Origin of the sequence: Pseudomonas asplenii, from assembly GCF_900105475.1 — a bacterium.
GTDB lineage: Bacteria > Pseudomonadota > Gammaproteobacteria > Pseudomonadales > Pseudomonadaceae > Aquipseudomonas > Aquipseudomonas asplenii.
The window spans coordinates 4,405,868-4,426,065 of sequence record NZ_LT629777.1; the positions used below are offsets into that span (position 1 = coordinate 4,405,868).

16 protein-coding genes and 2 pseudogenes are annotated in these 20,198 nt (G+C 61.6%); 12 read left to right on the top strand and 6 right to left on the bottom strand.

Annotated elements, in window-relative coordinates; translation table 11 throughout:
* Positions 1-158: 158 nt before the first annotated feature.
* Positions 159-407: pseudogene (locus BLU37_RS20015) on the top strand (MFS transporter); the annotation flags it as partial.
* A 112-nt stretch (positions 408-519) separates the two neighbouring features.
* Here the strand turns inward: BLU37_RS20015 and BLU37_RS20020 are convergent.
* A complete protein-coding gene (locus BLU37_RS20020; protein ID WP_090210974.1) occupies positions 520-1,248 on the bottom strand; it encodes a murein L,D-transpeptidase catalytic domain family protein in 729 nt (242 codons plus the stop codon).
* 132 nt (positions 1,249-1,380) lie between these two features.
* Between BLU37_RS20020 and BLU37_RS20025 the strand changes: the two genes are divergently transcribed.
* Complete coding sequence (locus BLU37_RS20025; RefSeq protein ID WP_090208020.1) at positions 1,381-2,955, top strand: L,D-transpeptidase family protein; 1,575 nt, start codon at positions 1,381-1,383, stop codon at positions 2,953-2,955.
* Positions 2,956-3,069: 114 nt separating this feature from the next.
* Here BLU37_RS20025 and codA read toward each other — a convergent pair whose 3' ends face one another.
* Genes codA through codB form a run of 3 tightly spaced genes read right to left on the bottom strand, consistent with a single transcriptional unit; the run spans position 3,070 to position 6,790 of the window.
* The gene (codA, locus tag BLU37_RS20030; RefSeq protein WP_090208023.1) at positions 3,070-4,311 is read right to left on the bottom strand and encodes a cytosine deaminase; all 1,242 of its coding nucleotides are present in this window, start codon (positions 4,309-4,311) and stop codon (positions 3,070-3,072) included.
* Positions 4,308-5,528 carry a PucR family transcriptional regulator gene (locus BLU37_RS20035; protein ID WP_029533983.1) on the bottom strand — a complete coding sequence of 407 codons (1,221 nt, stop codon included), beginning with the start codon at positions 5,526-5,528 and terminating at the stop codon, positions 4,308-4,310. The genes codA and BLU37_RS20035 overlap by 4 nt, the downstream gene beginning before the upstream one ends.
* Positions 5,525-6,790 carry a cytosine permease gene (gene codB / locus BLU37_RS20040; protein ID WP_090208025.1) on the bottom strand — a complete coding sequence of 422 codons (1,266 nt, stop codon included), beginning with the start codon at positions 6,788-6,790 and terminating at the stop codon, positions 5,525-5,527. Before codB ends, BLU37_RS20035 begins: the two co-directional genes overlap by 4 nt.
* Positions 6,791-7,061: 271 nt before the next feature.
* Here codB and BLU37_RS29970 point away from each other — a divergent pair.
* The 7 genes and pseudogenes from BLU37_RS29970 to BLU37_RS20075 all read left to right on the top strand — a co-directional run.
* Positions 7,062-7,303: pseudogene (locus BLU37_RS29970) on the top strand (aldehyde dehydrogenase family protein); the annotation flags it as partial.
* Positions 7,304-7,384: 81 nt separating this feature from the next.
* Positions 7,385-7,864: an aldehyde dehydrogenase family protein gene (locus BLU37_RS20050; RefSeq protein ID WP_232000362.1), complete on the top strand. Its 480-nt coding sequence runs from the start codon at positions 7,385-7,387 to the stop codon at positions 7,862-7,864.
* A 36-nt stretch (positions 7,865-7,900) separates the two neighbouring features.
* Entirely contained in the window at positions 7,901-8,578 is a 678-nt protein-coding gene (locus BLU37_RS20055; protein WP_090208032.1) for a type 1 glutamine amidotransferase domain-containing protein, read from the top strand.
* Positions 8,579-8,666: 88 nt separating this feature from the next.
* Positions 8,667-9,293: a glutathione S-transferase family protein gene (locus tag BLU37_RS20060; protein WP_090208033.1), complete on the top strand. Its 627-nt coding sequence runs from the start codon at positions 8,667-8,669 to the stop codon at positions 9,291-9,293.
* Between the two features lie 387 nt (positions 9,294-9,680).
* Positions 9,681-11,951: a zinc-dependent metalloprotease gene (locus tag BLU37_RS20065; protein ID WP_232000364.1), complete on the top strand. Its 2,271-nt coding sequence runs from the start codon at positions 9,681-9,683 to the stop codon at positions 11,949-11,951.
* Between the two features lie 146 nt (positions 11,952-12,097).
* Complete coding sequence (locus BLU37_RS20070) at positions 12,098-13,201, top strand: DUF3182 family protein (protein WP_090208036.1); 1,104 nt, start codon at positions 12,098-12,100, stop codon at positions 13,199-13,201.
* Positions 13,191-13,943, top strand: a complete 753-nt coding sequence (locus tag BLU37_RS20075) for an alpha/beta hydrolase family protein (RefSeq protein WP_090208039.1) — start codon at positions 13,191-13,193, stop codon at positions 13,941-13,943. The genes BLU37_RS20070 and BLU37_RS20075 overlap by 11 nt, the downstream gene beginning before the upstream one ends.
* Here BLU37_RS20075 and BLU37_RS20080 read toward each other — a convergent pair.
* Positions 13,938-14,795: an SDR family oxidoreductase gene (locus tag BLU37_RS20080; RefSeq protein WP_090210976.1), complete on the bottom strand. Its 858-nt coding sequence runs from the start codon at positions 14,793-14,795 to the stop codon at positions 13,938-13,940. The two genes, BLU37_RS20075 and BLU37_RS20080, sit on opposite strands and share 6 nt — an antisense overlap.
* Before the next feature lie 812 nt (positions 14,796-15,607).
* Between BLU37_RS20080 and BLU37_RS20085 the strand changes: the two genes are divergently transcribed.
* Entirely contained in the window at positions 15,608-16,432 is an 825-nt protein-coding gene (locus BLU37_RS20085) for a hypothetical protein (RefSeq protein WP_090210977.1), read from the top strand.
* A 64-nt stretch (positions 16,433-16,496) separates the two neighbouring features.
* Here the strand turns inward: BLU37_RS20085 and BLU37_RS20090 are convergent, their stop codons facing one another.
* Entirely contained in the window at positions 16,497-18,026 is a 1,530-nt protein-coding gene (locus BLU37_RS20090; protein WP_090208042.1) for an MFS transporter, read from the bottom strand.
* A gap of 180 nt (positions 18,027-18,206) precedes the next feature.
* Between BLU37_RS20090 and BLU37_RS20095 the strand changes: the two genes are divergently transcribed.
* Positions 18,207-19,169, top strand: coding sequence for a LysR family transcriptional regulator (locus tag BLU37_RS20095; RefSeq protein WP_090208045.1), 963 nt, complete (start codon positions 18,207-18,209; stop codon positions 19,167-19,169).
* 55 nt (positions 19,170-19,224) lie between these two features.
* Positions 19,225-20,103, top strand: coding sequence for a glutathione-dependent disulfide-bond oxidoreductase (gene yghU, locus BLU37_RS20100; RefSeq protein ID WP_029530059.1), 879 nt, complete (start codon positions 19,225-19,227; stop codon positions 20,101-20,103).
* Positions 20,104-20,198 lie beyond the last annotated feature (95 nt).

The following is a 20,198-nucleotide window of genomic DNA, read 5'->3' on the forward strand; positions in this document are numbered from 1 at the left end:
CAGTAAATTTGAAACTTTATGTTTCTAGGTGGGTAAAACCGCAGGTATTTTTGGCGCAAATGCCTTGTGCGGTAGCGCAAGAGGGGGGCATGACGGGGCATACGAGTTCTGTGATACTGCTGATCTTTAGTCAGAAGACGCCAGTGCGCCCTGCCGGGATCGGTTCGGGCTATGCCGTGGGGCCGTTCGTGGGCGCTGGGCTGGCCCATCTGGATGGCCGGTTGCCGTTCATCGTTTCCGCGCTGCTGGGCGCCCTGGCTTTCCTGGCGTATTACCCGTTCGGCGACCGGGATCTGGCGCCGGTCGATCGTACCCGTGCACCGGTGTCCTTTATCGGCGTGGGGCGGATTCTGCTTCAGGACAAGCGCTTGGTCTGCTTCACGATCGGTGGGCTGTTGAGCGCTTTGGGGCCGGTGCTCTGCGGGTTTGCCCTGGTGGGAGCCGGCTTGCTGGCGATAGCGGTGTGTCAGCAGCAAAGATGCCAGTTGCCGGCTTGCAATAATTGCCAGCAAACCAGCTTCAGCGCTTCTTCGCCGTACTGCTGCCCGTGGTCTTGGCACTGGCTATCTGCTGCGGTTTGCAGTTGAGGTAGGCCGAGGATTTCAGCCAGTGGCGGTCCGGGTACCAGGAGAACATGAACTGGCCATCCTTGAGTTTGTCGACCACCTGTTTCGCCACCTGTGGGCGTACGGCCGGGCAGCCCTGACTGCGGCCGATGCGTCCTTCGCGCTTGCTCCATAGCGGGCTGACGTAGTCCGCAGCGTGGATCACGATGTCGCGATCGCGGGCGCGATCATTGAAGCCCGGCTCCAGTCCATCCATGCGCAACGAGTAGCCATGGCTGCCTTCGTAGCTTTCCTGGGTGCGAAACAGGCCGATGCTCGATTGGTAGCTGCCCTCTCGGTTGGAAAAGCGGGTGGCGAAGTTTTCCCCGGACTTCTGCCCGTGGGCGACCAGGTCGCGTAGTACCAGGGTCTTCTTGCGCAGGTCGAAGATCCACAGGCGCCGGGCCGTGGAGGGGAGTGAATAGTCGATCACGGCCAGGCGTTCGGATTGTTCATGACCCTGGCGGACGGCGCATTGCATGGCATTCAGCGCGTTTTTCAGCACCAGGGGGTTGAGTTCCGGCGCGGCGTGGGCGAGTCTGCCATACAGCGTCGGCTTCGCGGCGCTGGCGGCCAGGGCCGAACCACCGGACGTGGCCAGGGTCAGAATGATCAGGCAGAGTCGATAGCAAGATGTCAGCATGTAGAGAACGTCTCCGCCTTCAATGCAGGTCATGCATCCATGGGGTGCGCGATCGCGGCTGTCTTGAGGGTTTATTGCCTCTGCCATAACCGTAGACCGCCCGCGCGATAACCGTGGATGGGAGCCTAGCCCTTGTTCAAAAAACACGCATGTTACTTGAGCCTTTGCCTGCTCGTTGCACCACTGGTCGCGACGGCCGACGACCTGCTCGGCGATCCACCTACGCCGTTGCAGTCGGCACTCGCCCATTTATCGACGAGTTGCCCGGGCCTGGCCGCACAAATGGATGCGCCGACCCAACTGCGGCTGCAGGCGTTCTATCAGCAGCAGGGCAATGTTGCGCTCTGGTCCGTCGATGGCCGATTGGCGGCTTTACAGGCGCAATTGCCGCTATTGGCCGACGATGGGCTGGATCCGGCGCGTTATCCGCTGGCGCAGGACAGCAGTGCGGGTGATCCATTGTGCACCGATATCCAGGTTAGCCGGCAGTATCTGCAGGCCTTGCATGACCTGCGCCACGGGCGTCTGTTGCAGGCGCGTTTCGAACCGCTGTGGCATGCCCAGCCGCCGACCGGCGAATCGGATGCCGAGTTGCTGACGCTGGCCGCCACCGGCTTGCAGAACATCGCCCAGGCCTTCGATCAGGCCCGGCCGAGTGCTCAGTTGTATCGCAACCTGCGGCAAGCCTATGCCGCGCAACGTCAGCAACCGCTGCCGCACTGGTCGCCACTGGCTACCGGCCCGCTACTGCGCCCCGGCATGGAGGACGCGCGAGTACCGGAGCTGGCTCACCGGCTGCTTGCCGAAGGTTATCTGCAGAGCTTGCCCAGCGGTCCCGAAAACCTCTATGGCGATGACCTGGCCGAGGCGGTCAAGCATTTCCAGTACCGGCATTCGTTGCAGAGCGACGGAGTGATCGGGCCCGGTACGCTGGTGGAATTGAACATCAGCCCGGCGCTGCGCCGCGAACAGTTGCGCCTCAACCTCGAGCGCTTCCGCTGGCTGGCGCCGGATCTTGAGCCCGAGGGCGTACTGGTGAACGTCGCGGCAGCGCAGTTGAGCTTCTACCACGACGGTGCGCCGCAGTGGCAGACACGCCTGCAGGTCGGGCGAGCCGACCGGCAGACGCCGTTGCTCAAGTCGCGTATTACTCGCCTGACCCTGAACCCGACCTGGACCATCCCGCCGACCATCCTGCGCGAGGACAAGCTGCCGGCCATCCGCCCGGATCCGGCAGCCTACCTCGCCCAGCAGAACCTGCAGGTGCTCGACAGCGAAGGGCGCCCGCTGGCGGCGAACGAGGTCGACTGGGAGCGCCCCGGCAACATCCTTCTGCGCCAGGGCGCCGGTCCGCGAAACCCGCTGGGCAAGATCGTCCTGCGCTTTCCCAACCCGTTCTCGGTGTACCTGCATGACACGCCGAGTCAGCCGCTGTTCGCCAAGGGCCCACGGGCTTTCAGTTCGGGTTGTGTCCGGGTCGAGCAGCCGTTGCACCTGCGTGACTTGCTGCTGACCCCGGCCGAGCGGGCGCACACCGATGAGTTGCTGGCCAGTGGCACTACCCATGAGTACCGGCTGACGGCACCGGTGCCGATCCTGCTGGGGTACTGGACGGTGCAGGTCGACAGTGACGGTGCCTTGCTCTACGCGCCGGATATCTATGGGCGCGATCCGGTGCTGTTGAAGGCGTTGGGCAGTTCCTCCTGATACAAGGGAGGAACCGTGTCGAGTACGGCCTCGGGCATTCGGGATCAGCAGGTCGCCTTGGCGACCCCTTGATCTTTGACCTGGCGACCGGGGCGGATCAGCCTCTTGCCCAAGCTATGACAAGAACCGTTCCACGGTCGCCGGCGTACGCTTGAGCAGCACCTTGCCCGCCCGTACCGATACCAGTACCTGGCCCTGGCGGCGAACCATCTCGTAGTCGTCCGGTGCCGACAGGATCAGCAGGTTGGCCGGGCGCCCGCTCTCGATGCCGTAGCGCTCGCCGAGGTTCAGGGTGCGGGCGCTGTTGTCGGTGATCAGGTCCAGGGCACGGGTGAGGTCCTGGTAGCCGAGCATGTGGCAGATATGCAGGCCGGCTTCGAGCACGCGCAGGATGTTGCCGTTGCCCAGCGGATACCAGGGATCGACGATGGAGTCCTGGCCGAAGCAGACGTTCAGGCCGGCCTGGTCGAGTTCGGCCACCCGCGTGACGCCACGGCGCTTGGGAAAGCTGTCGAACCGCCCTTGCAGGTGGATGCTCTCGGTCGGGCAGGAGACGAAGTTGATCCCGGAGAGTTTGAGCAGGCGAAACAGCTTGGAGCAGTAGGCGTTGTCGTAGGAGCCCATCGCCACGGTATGGCTGGCGGTGACCCGGGCGCCCATCCCGCGCACCCGCGCTTCTTCGGCCAGCACTTCGAGAAAGCGCGAGTGCGGGTCATCGGTCTCGTCGCAGTGCACGTCCACCAGGCAGCCGGTGCGTTCTGCCAGGTCCATGAGGAACTTCACCGAAGACACGCCCTGGTCGCGGGTGTTCTCGAAATGCGGAATGCCGCCTACCACATCGGCGCCCAGGGCCACGGCCTCGGTCATCAGTTCACGACCGTTCTTGAACGACTCGATGCCTTCCTGGGGAAAGGCCACGATCTGCAGGTCGATCAGATGACGGGTTTCCTCACGGACCTCGACCAGCGCCTTGAGGGCGGCCAGGGTCGGGTCGGTGACATCGACGTGGGTGCGCACGTGCTGGATGCCGTGGTCGACCAGCATGTCGATGGTCTTGCGCGCGCGGGTCTTGGTGTCTTCATGGGTGACCAGGGCCTTGCGCTCGGCCCAGCATTCGATGCCTTCGAACAGCGTGCCGCTCATGTTCCAGCTCGGTTCGCCGGCGGTCAGCGTGGCGTCGAGGTGGATGTGCGGCTCGACGAAGGGCGCGGTGACCAGATTCTGCGCGGCGTCCAGGTCCGTGGCCGCAACTTGGGCGAGGCCAGGTTGGGCAACGATGGCGCCGATGCGCTCGCCGTCCAGTTCGATGCGATACAGGCCGGTCTTGCCGCGCAGGCGGGCATTGATGATGTTCATGCAGGCTCCTTACAGGTTTGAGTCATGCGCCAGGCCAGTAGGGCGACGGCGGCATTCATGCGAAACAGCGGGTCGTCCAGTGATTGCCCGCTTTGTTGTTCGATACGCTGGATGCGTTGTGCCAGGGTGTTGCGATGGATCTGCAGGCGGTGGGCCGCCTTGAAGGTGTTGGCGTTTTCCTGCAGCAGGGCGTCGAGGGTCTTGAGCAGGATCAGCGGTTGCTTGCGTCCTGTCGCGATCAGCGGGCCGAGGGTCCGCTTGACGAAGTCGTCGATCAGCGTGCGCTCGCCGATGCCCTGCAACAGGCGCAGCACGCCCAGTTCGCTGAAGTCGCACAAACCGGTAGCCGGACGCAGGCTTTCGGCGACATCCAGCGCCTGGCGGGCTTCGCCCAAGGCTTGGCGGTATTGTCCGCAGTCCTCGACGCGGCTGGCCAGGCCCATGAACAGGCTCAGTTCACCGAGCCGTTCGCTGGCGCTGCGATACAGGTGGGCAAGTGTCTGGGGCAGGCTGTCGTGGTCGGCTAGCAGGAGTACGAAGAGGTCGCCCTGCTGGCTCACTGGCAGCGGTTCGGGCTGTTGACGGCTCCAGGCTTGCAGGTGGTCCAGCAGCGCCTTTCGGGTGTTTTGCAGCAATTGTTCAGCCCGGTCGGGCGGGTAACGCTCGAACAACAGATGGACGGCCGATAGCCGCATTGCCAATAGGCGCCGTGGTCCCTCGACCGGCAATTGCGCATGAATTGCCCGCTGGCGGGCAATGGCCAGGCTCGGGTAGTCGCCGGTCAGCAGTTGGCCGAGGATATCCTGCCGCGAGCGTCGGGTCTGGGCCATGTGCGCCAGCGCCGTGCCGATGGCGTGGGTGACCACGACCATCTTCAGCAGGTAGGGTTGCTCGATCAGTGGCAGGCCGAGCTGTTCGGCGCGCTCGATGACGGTCTGGGGAATGCACTGGATAAATGCCTCTCCCGTGAGAATCACCAGCCCGGCAATGCCGACGGCAACACCGTCCTCGACCAGGCTCAAGAGGTTGTCCTCGCCACGACGGTGATTGATGCCGGTGACGAACACCAGTTCGCCACCCATCACCCACTCGGCGATCCCTTCGTTTTCGGCCACGTAGGGCCAGCGCACGCTGCGTTGCAGGTGGGTGGAGCCGGCCCGCACGCGCAATTCTTCAAGCCCGGGCAGCTTGAGGATTTCCTCGACCGTCAGGCTCATTGGTCACCTTGCATGGGATGAAGGGCGCGACCTCGGCCGCGCAGTTCGCTCAGGCCGATATAGCAGAACGCGGAGGCGACTATGCCCACCAGCGGCGCGATCCACGGCGAGCTGTACGCCAGCAGGGCGCCGACGGCATAGGCCACCAGCCCATTGAGGTTGTAGCGTGGTAACTGGACGCTGGCCAGCTGCGGATACTTGCCGCGATGGCGGTACCAGAAGTCGGCCATGATCACGCCGCCGATCGGCGGGATGATCGAACCGAGCAGCACCAGGAACGGTATGAGCATTTCGTACATGCCGCCGATGGCCAGCAGGATGCCGACGCCGGCCGCCGCCAGGGTCATGCTGCGGCGACGCTCGCTGCGCAGCAGGTGGCAGGCGGCCGCCGAGACGTTATAGATGGTCGGGCCCTGGATGGTCCACAGGTTCAGGCAGAGCATCACCACGGCGGCGAAGGACAGCCCTTGCAGCATCATCACTTCGACGATGTCGGCCTGCTGGTAGACGATCGCGCACCAGGCGCCGGCGACGATCATCAGGCCATTGCCGAGCAGGAAACTGATCACGCTGGCGATGACCGCGATCCGTCCGCTGCGCGCCAGCCGTGTCCAGTTGGTGGCCTGGGTGGCGCCGCTGGCGAAGGTACCGAAGACCATGGTCACCGCCGCAGAGAAACTCATGGCCTCATGGGGAATCACCGCAGCCAGTTCCTGCAGCCCACCGATCTTGCGAGTGGCGATGACCATCGAGATCACCAGCAGCACGAACATCAGCGGTACCGAAATCCGCGACAGCACGTCCAGGCCCTTGTAGCCGATGATTGCGGTCAGGCTGAAACCCAGGCCGAACAGGACCATCAACACAATGCTCAGGTCGTTCGACAGTCCGAGCATTTTCACCAGGATGATCGCCACGGTCGCGGTGCCCCAGGCGTACCAGCCCAGTTCGGCAAAACCGAGGATGAAGTCCGACAGACGGCTGCCGGCTTCGCCGAAGCAGAAGCGGCCCATCAGCACGGTATTGAGACCGCTGCGCGAAGCGATGAAGGCCAGCACGGCGGCATACAGGGCCAGCAGGCTGTTGCCAATCGCCGCGATCCACAGCATGTCGATGAAATGGAAGGCCATGCCCAGTTTGCCGCCGGCGAACATGGTGCCGGTGAAGAACGTGAAACTGAACAACACCATGGAAATCGACAGCACCCCCTTGCGTACATGGGCAGGGGCTTCACTCAGGGGGAATTCGCCAGTGGAACTCATGTGTTTTTCTCCGAACCGAAAACGCGGCAATGACAGGTTGGCTTGCTTGCAGTGCCGGGGCAGGAGCAATAACCAGGCCCACTTTCGGTGGTTTGAGAAAAGCAGAAAAACCGGGCATGCGTGACATTCTTTTATGTGCAGGTTGCCTATTATTTTCTGGATAAATCCATCGGATATGTGCCATATGCCTTATTTCGGAGCGTGTGCGCACCAAGGAAGACCATTGCCCGTGTTGCACCTGTTCGCGGATACACCCGGCCGGCATACCGCCATGCTCAAACCGTCCGAACTGACCCCGCGGACGTCCGAGCTGCTCGGCGAGTTGGTGGCCCGCTACTTCGACCCGAACGAGTTGAGCGTGGTGCTCGGAGATGCCCAGGTCGGCCAGGCGTTCAGTGCGTTGCCGTTCGATCACCTGGTCTTTACCGGCAGCACCCGCGTAGGCAAGCACGTGATGCGGGCTGCGGCACAAAACCTGGTGCCGGTGACCCTGGCGTTGGGCGGCAAATCGCCCGTCGTGATCGCCGAGGATTTCGACATTCGCACAGCGATCGAGCGGACACTGACCATCAAGCTGTCCAACGCCGGGCAGATATGCCTGGCGCCGGGAGTGAGCCGGCTTTCGACGCGCGGGCGCGCAAGATCGTGCCGCACCTGGTGCTCTATGTCAGCGAAGACATGGATATCATGCAGGAAGAGATTTTCGGCCCGTTGCTGCCGGTCAGGACCTACACGCATACCGATGAGCCCATGGCCTATATCAACGCACATTCGCGACCGCTTGCGGTCTACTACTTCGGAGATGACCCGGCACAACAGCAGCATTTCAAGGACCGGACCACCTCGGGCGCCCTGGTGATCAACGACGTCATGCCCCATGCGTCGATCGACAGCCTGCCGTTTGGCGGGGTCGGGGCCTCCGGCATGGGCGCTTATCACGGTATTCATGGTTTCCGCCGGTTCACTCACGCAAAACCTGTTGTCATACAAAGTGAGGATGGCGCCTCCAACCTGCGGTTGCGCGCCCCCTACGCAGACAAGGCCGCTGCACTCGAAGCTTTTTTCAACCACTGATCCCAGCGCTGCAAGGCGACAAGAAGGAATTCAAGAATGAAAGTACTGATGGTTCTGACCTCCCACGATCAACTGGGCAATACCGGCGCCAAAACCGGTTTCTGGCTCGAAGAGTTCGCCGCGCCTTACTACGTGTTCAAGGATGCCGGTGTCGAGGTGGTGCTGGTCTCGCCGGCTGGTGGGCAACCGCCTCTGGACCCCAAGAGCGATCTGCCCGACTTCCAGACCGAACAGACCCATCGCTTCAAGGCCGATCCGGCTGCCCAGCAGGCCCTGGCGAACACCGTGAAACTGGATACGGTCCGCGCGCAGGACTTCGACAGCGTGTTCTACCCCGGTGGCCACGGTCCGCTGTGGGACCTGGCCGAGTCGAGCCATTCGATCAGCCTGATCGAAGCCTTCGAACGCGCCGGCAAGCCGATCGGCTTCGTCTGTCATGCGCCGGGTGTGCTGCGTCACGTCAAGGCCGCTGACGGCTCGCCACTGATCAAGGGCCGGCGGGTGACCGGTTTCACCAACAGCGAAGAGGCTGCGGTGGAGTTGACCGATGTGGTGCCGTTCCTCATCGAGGACGAATTCCAGAAGCTCGGCGGCCTGTATGAAAAAGGTCCGGACTGGGGGCCGTTCGTGATCGAGGACGGCAAACTGGTCACCGGCCAGAACCCGGCCAGTTCCGAAGGCGTGGCCAAGGCTCTGCTTGGACAGCTTCGCTAAGTCGCGATCAAAACCGAGTCGCCCGGGCCGGCCACACCCGTCCTGGGAGATTCGGTCTCCCCTCATCCAGCACTGACAAGGACCTTTGATGATCACACTTCATCACCTCAACGCCTCGCGCTCGCTGCGTATCCTCTGGTTGCTGGAGGAGATCGGCGAGCCATACACCCTGGTTCGTTACCAACGAAACCCCGTCACCCATCTCGCTCCTGACTCGCTGAAGCGCATTCACCCGCTCGGCAAGTCACCGGTGATCGAAATCGATGGGCAGGTGCTCTGCGAGTCCGGCGCCATTGTCGAGTATCTCGTTCGTCGATTCGCCCCCCGGCTGGAGCCCGATTTCCATTCGCCGGACTATCTGCAGTACCTGCAGTGGCTGCACTTTTCGGAAAGCTCGGCGATGGTGCCGGTGCTGCTGAAGATTTTCACCCGCTTCGAGAGCGATAACGGCACTCAACTGACGTTCCTGGATGGCTACACCCGGACCGAGTTCGACAAGGTTCTCGGGTACCTGGACGGGTTCCTGGCCGGCAAGTCTTTCGTAGTGGGCAACACACTGTCCGGTGCGGACTTCATGCTGGCGTTCGTCGCGATCACCGTGATCGAGCGCTTGGCGCTGGGGGAACACTATCCCCATCTGGTTGCGTATCTGCGCGGCCTGACGGCGTTGCCCAGCTGGACCCGGGCGCTGGCTCTGGAGAAGCAGCAGGGGTGATCGCCTGACATGTTCCTGCGGGATCCGCACCGATAGGATCAATGACACCCGCGAGTGCAGGCTCAAGGGTGACGTTATCGACAATGCCAGCTTGAACCCGGCTGCCCAGGCCTGATTGAGGGTCGGTGGCGGTTGCCGGTCATCACGCGAGAAGGTGTCTACTGTCATTTCTGACAGTAGACACCTTCTCGCACACCGTTATGATTCCCACAGGCATCTCTTCGTTTCAGTTCCGCCGTACGCTGTTGCAAACCAGCGCGATCATGAAGAGCGTATCGGCACAAGGGCATCTGTATCGTTTGATCGGGCTGTCCTGGACTCCGTTCGCTAACGCGACGGCGGGAGAGCACTGTGATCAGCGCTGGGATAGCTCGGAAACTTGAACGGGTGAGCTCATGGCTTGCCATCGGCACTTTGTTATTCACGCTGTTCGTGCCGGGCATTTCCATAGCTTCAGGCCCCGATGATGCGGTGGTTTTACCGGATCTTCCCTCTGAGCCGGAGTTCGCTCCCGCCGATAACGATTTCATCTCGGCTCCTGACCCGCGCATTCGGCCGGTGCTGGGTAACCGCAAGGTGTTGCTGGTGGTCGGGCATTGGGCGGACTCGACGTCACGCCTCGATGCCGACAGTATCTATGCGATGACCCTGGGCGATGGCCGCTCCTTGCGCACGTTTGTCCGGCGAGCCTCGCAGGACAAGCTGAATCTCTCGGGTGTCATGATCAAGGACGTCGACTTCGGCGAGCGTACCTGCAATGCCAATGAGATATTGAGCGCGGCCCGACGCGGGGCGCAGCAGCAGGGTTTCGATCCTGGCGCCTATGACTTTATCTTTGTCGCGCTTTCCGTCGGTTGTGGCTGGGGCGGACTGGCGGTCGTGCCGGGTAACTGGATCATCGGTCAGACGATGAGCCTGGACATGTGGGCCCACGAGTTTGCGCATAACCTGGGCGCCGCGCATGGTGCCTCGCTCACCCATTGCCCGGTGGACGGCAGTCAGGTGCTGTTTCCCGAGGATTGCACGCGCATTGCCTACGCCGATACGGGAGACTCGGTGAGCGGCGGCGGGTCGCGTCTGTTTTCGGCGTCGTTACGTCGGCATGCGGGATGGCTGGAAACCGAAGGCGCGCAGACGCTGTTGGTGCGGGCCACACGCCTGTATTTCCTGGGACGGCTGGGCAGTGTGGGGCGGCAGTTGATCCTGATTCCCCGGGGTGTCGCCCCGAACAGGCTGGCGTTGGAACTGCGTAGTTCCAGCCCGCCGTTTGACATCTGGCCGGCGGGTGACAACCGCCTGACCGGGGTTTGGGCACGGCTGTTCGATGAGGCGACGAACACTATATCCCAGGTGCAGATCGATGCGACGCCGGAGACCGCCACCACCGCTGATCCCACGCTTCAAGTGGGCCGGGTGCTGGTGGACAGGCAGCAAGGATTGGCCGTGAAGGTCTGCTGGGTGGGTCCCACGGGGGCTCAACTGGCAATCGCTCTGGCCGGACAGCCACTCCCGGCGTGTCGGGCCCAGGTGGACGTCTCCCAAACCGCGGTTCCCGTTGCCGGCGAAGATGGGCTGATACAGATTCCTGTCGAGGTCCGTGCGGACGGGCAGGCGGTGCCGGCTTCCGCCGGAGAGAGCATGACCTACAACGCACCTTCGCACACGCGGATCGTCGACATTGCCTGTGGATCGAGCAATACCAAATGGATCGATCCGCAGGGCTCCTTTGCTTCCTGTACGATCCATGCGCCGGGAAACTGGTCGATCTCGCGCCCGGTGATCCTGCGGACCGATCCCCGGGTTCCGACAACACTCGTCGCTGATGGCCGTGCGGCCCTGTACATGGCCAGTGGCGAAATCTGGGGGCGGACGGATCTGGGGGTGAAGCTGGTCGGGCGGGTGACGGTGACGCAGCCGTTTCTGCCTCGCGCCCGGGAAAACGAGCGGCTTGAAGTCCCGGTTGCATTTGCCGAGCATGGCGCCGCGCTTCCCGCTCTGGCCGAGCAGCGGGTGGAGTACATCGCACCGTCCTATGCCCGGATCATCGACATCCCGTGCGGTTCGCACAACACCAAGCGTATCGATCCCTACGGCAAATCTGCCTCCTGCACGACCCATGCGGACGGATCGTGGGGCACTTCCCGGCCGGTGATGCTCCAGGTGGCGAGCCTGGCGCCCAGCGGGAAAGTTTCCGATGGTTCCGTCGTGTTCTACTCCGCTGCAGGGACGCCATGGGCGCACACCGATCTGGGGCTGGAACTCAACGGTCGATCCGCCACGCTGACGCAGCCCACGGTCCCTTCGGGCGTCGCCGGGGCCACGGTAACGGTGGTGACTGTCATGCGTCTTGAGGGCGCGGCCGTTCCGGCGGCTGCCGGTGAAAGCATGGCTTACGTGGCGCCCGCGCATACGCGCATTATCGATCTGCAGTGTGGCTCGCAGAATCTGAAACAGATCGAGCCCGATGCCAAGCACGCGAGCTGCACGACTTATGCTCCGGGTGCTTGGGGCACCTCGCGCAGTGTGACGCTGAAGATCGATGATGATGCGCCGGTTGGCGATTTGCTCGATGGCGAAGCGGTGCTGCGGGCCACGGGTGGCGCGATATGGGGGCGTAGCGGTCTTGAGGTGCGGGTGAGGGTTTCTCCGTTGCCGTAAGCGTCGTGATAGGCGCAACCGTCACGCTGTCGCAAAGACAACGGCAAGGTTGTCATTGCCTCGACGGCCGTTGATCGATTGGGTCGAACTATTGATTCGCAGTGCCAGTCGGCTTCCTTACAGGATGAAAAAAGGGAGTCAGCCCCATGAGCGTTCCAGTCAAGCACCGGTGTGTAGTGGCCTACGGCAAAGCCGACGCTGCGCACCATGAACAACAAACCAACCGGTCGCTGGCGCAGTGGCTGGCACAGATTCTCGGCTGGTCATTCGCCGATGACTGGTCGCAGGAGGGGGCGTCGACAGATGCTCCCTATTTTTTTGTACCCGCCCAAACCTTGGTGGGCGAGGAACGGGTTGATTTAGGCGTTGGCGGTGTGGAGGACCTGCTGGGAGGCTACGTGCAACACGCTTTCATTGCCACCAAGGCGATCTCCCATCCTCTGCTTTCCCGGAACCATGCGCAGCCGAAGGGCTGGAACCCTCAATTTGCCGAGCGGGTACGTGAAGTGGTGTTGGCGGGCATGACCGTCTTCGATCTGGCAGACGTCCGACATGCGGCTATTGAGGGATTGCGTGCGGGGCCCTTGCGGGTCAAGCAGGTACAGGCGTGTGGAGGGGCCGGTCAGGCGGTATTGCACGACATGAAGGATCTTGCGCAGTGGCTGAGCAACCTGGATGAGCCGATTTGTGCCCAGGGCATCGTATTGGAAGAAAACCTTGAACAGGCGATCACCCACAGCGTGGGACAGACACTGGTTGATGGTTTGTTGATGACCTATCACGGACGGCAGCATCAGGCACAGAACCGTCGGGGCGAGTGGGTGTACACCGGCTCTGAGCTGTTGCTGGTGCGGGGCGATTACCTCGATTTGCTGGCCCGTGATCTGGAGCCGTCAGTACGCCAGGCGATTGAGTATGCCCGGGTGTATGACACCGCCGCCGCGTTGAGTTTTCCTGGCTTTTTTGCCTCGCGCCGCAATTACGATGTGTTGCAGGGAATCGATGGGGACGGTAAATCGAAATGTGGTGTGCTGGAACAGTCCTGGCGTGTGGGCGGTGCGACAGGGGCTGAACTGGCGGCATTGCAGGTGCTTCGAGGGGACTCGGCAATAAAGGCGGTTCGCGCTTCTACCCATGAGGTTCATGCCGAGTGCCCGCTGCCTGAGCGGGCGCAATTGCTTTATCGCGGCACCGATGGCGCCGGCGATTTCCTTCTCAAGTATGCACAGGTCGATGACGATGATGGCTAACAGCGAACCGGTGTGGATCAAGGTTGAACAAGACTCCATTGCCGGCAATTTTCTGAGTCCAAAGTCCAAGGTTCCCGGTGTGTTGTTCGTGCACGGCTGGGGAGGGAGTCAGGAGCGTGATCTCAAGCGCGCCCGGGGTATTGCCGGTCTTGGCTGTATCTGTCTGACATTCGATTTGCGTGGGCACGGTGCTGAGGATAGCCGGCAAGCACTGGTCACTCGCGAAGACAATCTGCGCGACTTGCTGGCCGCTTATGACCGTCTGCTTTCCCATCCAGCCTTGGATACTGCATCCATCGCTGTGGTGGGCACCAGCTACGGCGGCTACCTGGCAACCCTTCTCAGCCAATTGCGAAAAGTGCGCTGGCTGGCCTTGCGGGTACCGGCCATTTATCGTGATGAAAACTGGCAGATGGCTAAGCGCCAACTTGATCGCAATGATTTGATGCAGTACCGCGCCAGCCACATCGACGCCAACGAAAACCGCGCCCTGCGGGCGTGTGCTGCGTTTCGGGGGGATGTCCTGATTGTCGAGTCAGAGCACGATGAACATGTTCCCCACGCAACGATCATGAGTTACCGGGCGGCGTTTCAACAGACTCATTCGCTCACCCACCGAATCATTGATGACGCGGACCACAGCTTGAGTTCCGAGGTGGCGCAAGGCGCCTATACCTCTATTCTGATCGACTGGATCACCGAAATGGTGGTGGGTGAGCGTTTGAGTATTTCGCGGCTATAAGATGGGTTTGCCGCCGGTGACGCCGTAGCGTGACCCTGAGACATAGCTTGATTCGTCAGAGGCCAGCAGCACGTAGAGTGGCGCCACTTCCACGGGTTGACCGGGGCGCCCCAAGGGGGTCTGCTGACCAAAGTTCCTGACCTCTTCCGGTGGCATGGTCGAGACGATCAGTGGCGTCCATATCGGGCCTGGTGCCACGCTGTTGACACGGATGCCCTGGGGGCCGAGCAACTGCGCCAATCCGGCGGTGAAATTGGCGATCGCTCCCTTGGTCGTTGCATAGGGCAGCAAGGTCGGCTTGGGGGCGTCGGAGTTGATCGAGCTGGTATTGATGATGGAACTGCCACGGGCCATGTGCGGCAGTGCTGCCTTGCAGATACGAAATATCGCCGTGATGTTGACGTCGAAAGTTCGGACCCACTCGTCATCGGAAATATCATCCAGGCTCTCGTGGCTCATCTGATAAGCCGCATTGTTGACGAGCACGTCGATGCGCCCGAATTTCTCGACGGTCTTGGCAACGATGTCGTGACATTGCTGTTTCTGGGCAATATCACCGGGCAACAACAGGCACTGGCGGCCGGCCAGCTCGACCCAGCGGGCAGTTTCCCGGGCATCTTCCTCTTCCTGCAGATAGGCTACGGCCACATCGGCGCCTTCGCGTGCAAAGGCAATCGCCACGGCGCGTCCGATACCGCTGTCAGCACCGGTGATCAGGGCAGTCTTGCCTTGTAGGCGGCCGGAGCCCCGGTAGCTTTGTTCTCCGCAGTCGGGATAGGGATCCATGGCCGTCTGCGAGCCTGGAGTGGATTGTGGTTGAGACGGGAAGGGGGGACGAGGATAGGCTTTCATGGGGGCGTTTTCATCTTTGCCCGCTTCAGAGGCTTTCTGTCGATCGTTTGCGAAGTTTTCGGGAATTGATTCTCCGGTATCAGGCATGGTGCGATTCCTCTTGGTCAGTTGAGTCTTGCTTGCTGTCTCAGTCAGCAATAGTTGGGAACCGGCAAAGAGTTGAAAAGTTGAAAAAATACTTATCAAAGTACGACGAGTGGTCATCTGCTATTGCTTTGATACTTACTGATCAGCCTGGTCGTCCAGCTTGTCGGCTTCCTTGGGTAATCTGTTGCTCCGGTTGGTGGCCGCAGGCCAGCGAATTTTGGCTGTTCTGGGTTCTTTGCGTGCGGGTCAATGTGGCATTGAGGGATTTGGGTTGTCGATAAATTTACATTTTTTTGCATGAGCTTTATGGGCTATTGGAATAAATGTCTCCTATCAGATGCTTGCGAATTAATTTTAATGGTCCTGATTATATTGCTGACTTGATGAACGATCTTGTTACGTGGCTGGGTAAGCTCTAGTTGGGGTTTGGCCATGTTCGGGAAGTTGAAACCAAGAGGGTTTTGGCGAAAAAGGGCTTTTGGAGGGGGCTTTCGCTCATGGCGTTTGCGCGCCTGGGGAATTTTTCGCGTCTATGTTCTGGGGCATGCTGCATCGTGCGTGTATCGTGGGCTGTCACGCAGGTGTTGCCTGAGACTGCGCCTGACAACTTCAGACAACCCTTGTGGTCTGTCTAGGACGGTTTCGAATATTTATGGACAGGGCGATCAATGGCAATAACGCTCAATAGGGTGAAGGGCACGGTTTCACCATTTCGCAAATTCCGGGTGGCGTTGTACGGGGGCGGTGCGCTGTGTGTCGCCGCACTGGGCTTTTTTGCCTGGCAGAGCTTCTATCCGGTGCAGTCAGCTGAGGGCTGGGACTATCGGGTTGTTCATCGTGAGGTGGCCAAGGCCGCCTCGCTGGCGTTTATGCCGGATGGTTCGCTGATGGTCAGCCAGGAACTGAACGGTGGGAAAGGCAGCATTGTGCGTATTCATTCGGATGGAAAGCGCGAAGCCATCGTTTCCAACCTGTCCAAGCCTGATGGCATCGTCCCCGCGTTTGGCGGATGGGCTTTCAGCCAGGAGGTGGGCGGTGCTCCGGTCAGCCTGCTCAAGGATGGCGTGGTCACCCACCTGTTCTCCGGCAATAACGTGCAGGGGCTGTGGAATGATGGCGAATATCTCTATGCCATTGAGGATGTGAAGGGTGAGGGGCGGTTAATGCGCTATCGCTGGAGCGACGGGACCTTGAGCGTCGTGCGCGATCATCTCAACGAGGCGGAATCGATCACCCGTTGTACCGATGGGCGCCTGCTCTACACCCTGAAAAAAGAGGGCGTGGTGCGCCAACTGAGCGAGGACCGCAGTGACCCGGTGGTGGTTGCCAAGCTGAACCAGCCTACGTTCCTGATGTGTGACGAGCGTGGCTTGTGGATCAGCGAGGACTCGACGCACCGTGCGCGGTTGCTGCTGGTGGATCGGCAAGGCAAGCAGCAAACCATTCTGTCTTTCCTGAAGGCGCCGCAGTCGATCATTCGAACGCAGAAGGGCAGCTATCTGCTGGCGGAAGGTGGGCGCAATCGAGTGCTGGAGTTGACTCCACGCTAGCAACAGGGCCCGCTTGCTAGCGGGCCTGCTGTTTGGCGCTGCTCAGCCCCGTGAGCCTGCTCGCTCAGGCCGCCGGGTCCGGAGCTGTTTCGCGGGTGTTGTCGGCTTCGATCGGGCCACGGTCGAGGAACAGGAACACCACTGCGGCCGTCAGTACCGTGATCACGGTCAGCACCCACAACAGGCGACTGAACGCCGCGCTGTAGCCCTCGGCCAATGTCGCACGCCCGACAGCCGGCAGCAGTTGCTCGGCACCCATCAGGTTGCCGGTGGACAGGTGTTGGGCGGCACCGACCACCTGGGTCAGGTTGCCATCTGCCAGTGCAGCCAGATTGGTGGCGGTATACGCCGACAGCAATGCGGTGACCACGGCAATCGCCACGCCTTCGCCGGCCACTCGGGTGGTACTGAATATGCCAGTGGCCATGCCGGCGCGCTCCTTGGGTACCACACTCACCGCCATGCCATCCATCAGCCCCCAGGGCAGGCTGATGCCTGCACCGATCACCAGCATGGGCCAGGCCAGCTCGGCGGCACTGCTGCCCACCGGCACAAGACTGAGCCAGTACAGCCCTGCCGCACACACCAGCAGGCCGCTGCCGGACAAGGTGGAAGGTGACAGCCAGCGGGTCAGGTAACCGGCGACGATCGGCAATACCAGCAGTGGGGCTGACAGGGCGATCAGCAGCCAGCCAGCGGATATGGCGCTCATGCCTTCGATGCCGACGAAACGGATCGGTAGCAGGATCAGCAGCACCACGAAGGAATAGGCCGGTGCAGCCGCCAGCAATTGCACGCCGACAAACCGTGGAAAGCGGAACAGACTCAGGTCGAGCATGGGTTGTGCAACGCGTTTTTCGATCACCACGAAGGCGACGAAGGACAGCAGCGCCACGCCGAACAGCCCGAGCACCAGCGGATGGGTCCAACTGCTCTCCGGCACCTCGAGGATGGCGAAGGTGAAGATCCCCAGTGCCCAGGTGAAGGTGAGTGCGCCGGGCCAGTCGATACCGGCGGCCTCGGGGTTGCGTGATTCCGGCATGTAGCGGCCGGCCAGTGCCAGGGAAATCACGGCCAGTACGGTGATCAGCAGGAACATCAGTTGCCAGTTGAACGTTTCGATGATGGCACCGGCTACCACGGGGCCGATGGCCAGACCGATGCCGAAGCTGGTACCGACGAAGCTGAAGGCGCGGATGCGGCCTGCGCCGTCGAACACTTGGGCAAGGGCCGACATGCCGCCGGAAAAGGCCAGTGCAGCCGCCACGCCCTGGGCGCCACGCAGTACGTCGAACAGCATCAGGTTGGGGGCGAAGGGCAGGATCGCGGCGAGGATGGCGAAAGCACTGACGCCACCGATAAAGATCTTCTTGCGGCCGTAGCTGTCAGCCAATGTACCAGCCAGCATCAGGAAACTGCCGAAAGTCAGCATGAAGGCATTGGTGACCCAGCTCAGTTCCATGGGCGAGCCGCCGAAGGATTGGCCGATGGCGGGCAAGGCCACGGCCGGAGCCGTGAAGTTGAAGGGCATGGTGATGGCGGTGATACATACCGCCAGCAGGATCAGGCGTTGCCGTAGCAGTAAGGTGGACATGAACTGGAGTCCTTGTGTCGGGCCCGGTAAGGCGCCCGGAGTTAAAGGTAACTGCGTCGACTCTTCGGTGGTTTACCGAGGCCGACAGAACGTGCAAGGATGATAAGGAGCAGGTAATCGAGTTAAAAACGGTAAGAATTCCGCCAATAACGGAATAAAACGATCGAATAGGAGGCGCAGGTGGACCGACTCAGTGGCTTGATGTCCTTCATCCGCACGGCGGAGTTGGGCAGTTTCGTGGCTGCGGGTCGGGCGTTGGGGTTGTCGGCGTCCGCTGTGGGCAAGGGTGTGACCCGACTCGAGCAGAGGCTGGGTGTCCGGCTGTTTCAACGCTCGACCCGCAGTCTCAGCCTGACTGACGAAGGACGGGTGTTCCAGGAGCGCTGCCGGCGCATCCTTGACGATCTGGACGACGCCCAGTCGACGCTGTCGCAGTCCACCGAAATCCCGCGTGGGCGCTTGCGCGTGAGCATGCCGGCGGCCAGTTACCACCTGTTCCAGTCGGTGCTGATCGCATTCATGGAGGCGTATCCCGATATCGAGTTGGATCTGGACTTCAGTGACAAGCTGGTGGACGTGATCGAGGAAGGTGTGGATGTGGTGATTCGCACGGGCGAATTGCCGGATTCGCGGTTGATGCACCGACCGCTGCCTGGCGTGCAGCCGGTGTTGTGCGCAGCACCATCCTATCTGGAGCGCCATGGCGTGCCGATGACTCCGGCCGAGCTGGACGATCATCTGGTGGTGCGGTTTCGCTACTTCAAGAACGGCAAATTGCTCGACTTCCCGTTGCTGCGCGAGGAGGGCGCGCGGGAGCCGCGGACCCGCACGGTGATGGTCAGCAACAATATGGAGATGGTGCGGGCAGCGCTGATCAAGGGCTTTGGCCTGGGTACCATTCCCGACTTCCTGGCCCGTGAGGCCCTGGCCAACGGCTCGCTGTATTGCCTGCTGCATAGCTACTTGATTGCGCCGGACACATTGAACATCGTCTGGCCGTCGAGTCGGCAACTGTCGCGCAAGATCCGCGTATTCGTCGACTTCATGTGCGAGCGGCTGGAGCAGGAAGCCACGCTGATGCGGGCGACCCTGGCGCAGGACTGCCGATACTCGCGCAGCAATGACAACTCATCGGCGCGTTAGGGCTCCATGCCCTGGCACCCATCGCTTTATTCATTGAAACCAAGGAGTACCGAGCATGAGTAACTCATCGGATTACCAGCCACCCAAGGTCTGGACCTGGGATACCGAGAATGGTGGCAAGTTCGCCAACATCAACCGGCCGATCGCCGGGGCGACCCATGACAAGGAACTGCCGGTCGGCCAACATCCGCTGCAGTTGTACTCCCTGGCGACGCCCAACGGGCAGAAGGTCACCATCCTTCTGGAAGAGCTGCTGGCGCTCGGACACCAGGGGGCCGAGTACGATGCCTGGCTGATCCGCATCGGCGAAGGTGAGCAGTTCGGTAGCGGTTTCGTCGGGGTCAACCCGAACTCGAAGATTCCGGCACTGCTCGACCGCAGCGGCTCCAAGCCAATCCGGGTGTTCGAGTCGGGGGCGATTCTGCAGTACCTGGCGGAGAAGTTCGCTGCCTTCCTGCCCACCGAGCCGGCGGCCCGTGCCGAGTGCCTGTCCTGGCTGTTCTGGCAGATGGGCAGTGCGCCGTATCTGGGTGGCGGTTTCGGGCATTTCTATGCCTATGCTCCCACGAAGATCGAGTACGCGATCAACCGTTTCGCCATGGAAACCAAGCGTCAGCTCGATGTGCTGGAGCGGCAGCTGGCCGTGACCGAATACATCGCAGGCAACGAGTACACCATCGCCGACATGGCCATCTGGCCCTGGTACGGCGGCCTGGTGAAGGGCCGGCTCTACGATGCGGCAGAGTTTCTATCGGTACAGGATTATCCGAACGTCCAGCGTTGGGCCGATGCCATCGACGCGCGTCCGGCGGTGCAGCGGGGGCGTATGGTCAATCGCGTGTCCGGCGAGCTTTCCAGCCAGTTGCGTGAACGGCATGACGCTTCGGACTTCGCCACTCGCACCGAAGACAAGCTGGCCGCCACTCGGGCATAACGGCATAACTTGCGTTCAGGGAGAAACCTTTGCTCACCCGCAGGGGGCGAGCAAAGGTTCAGGCAGCCTCGATCAAGCCAAGGCATGGTGGTGGT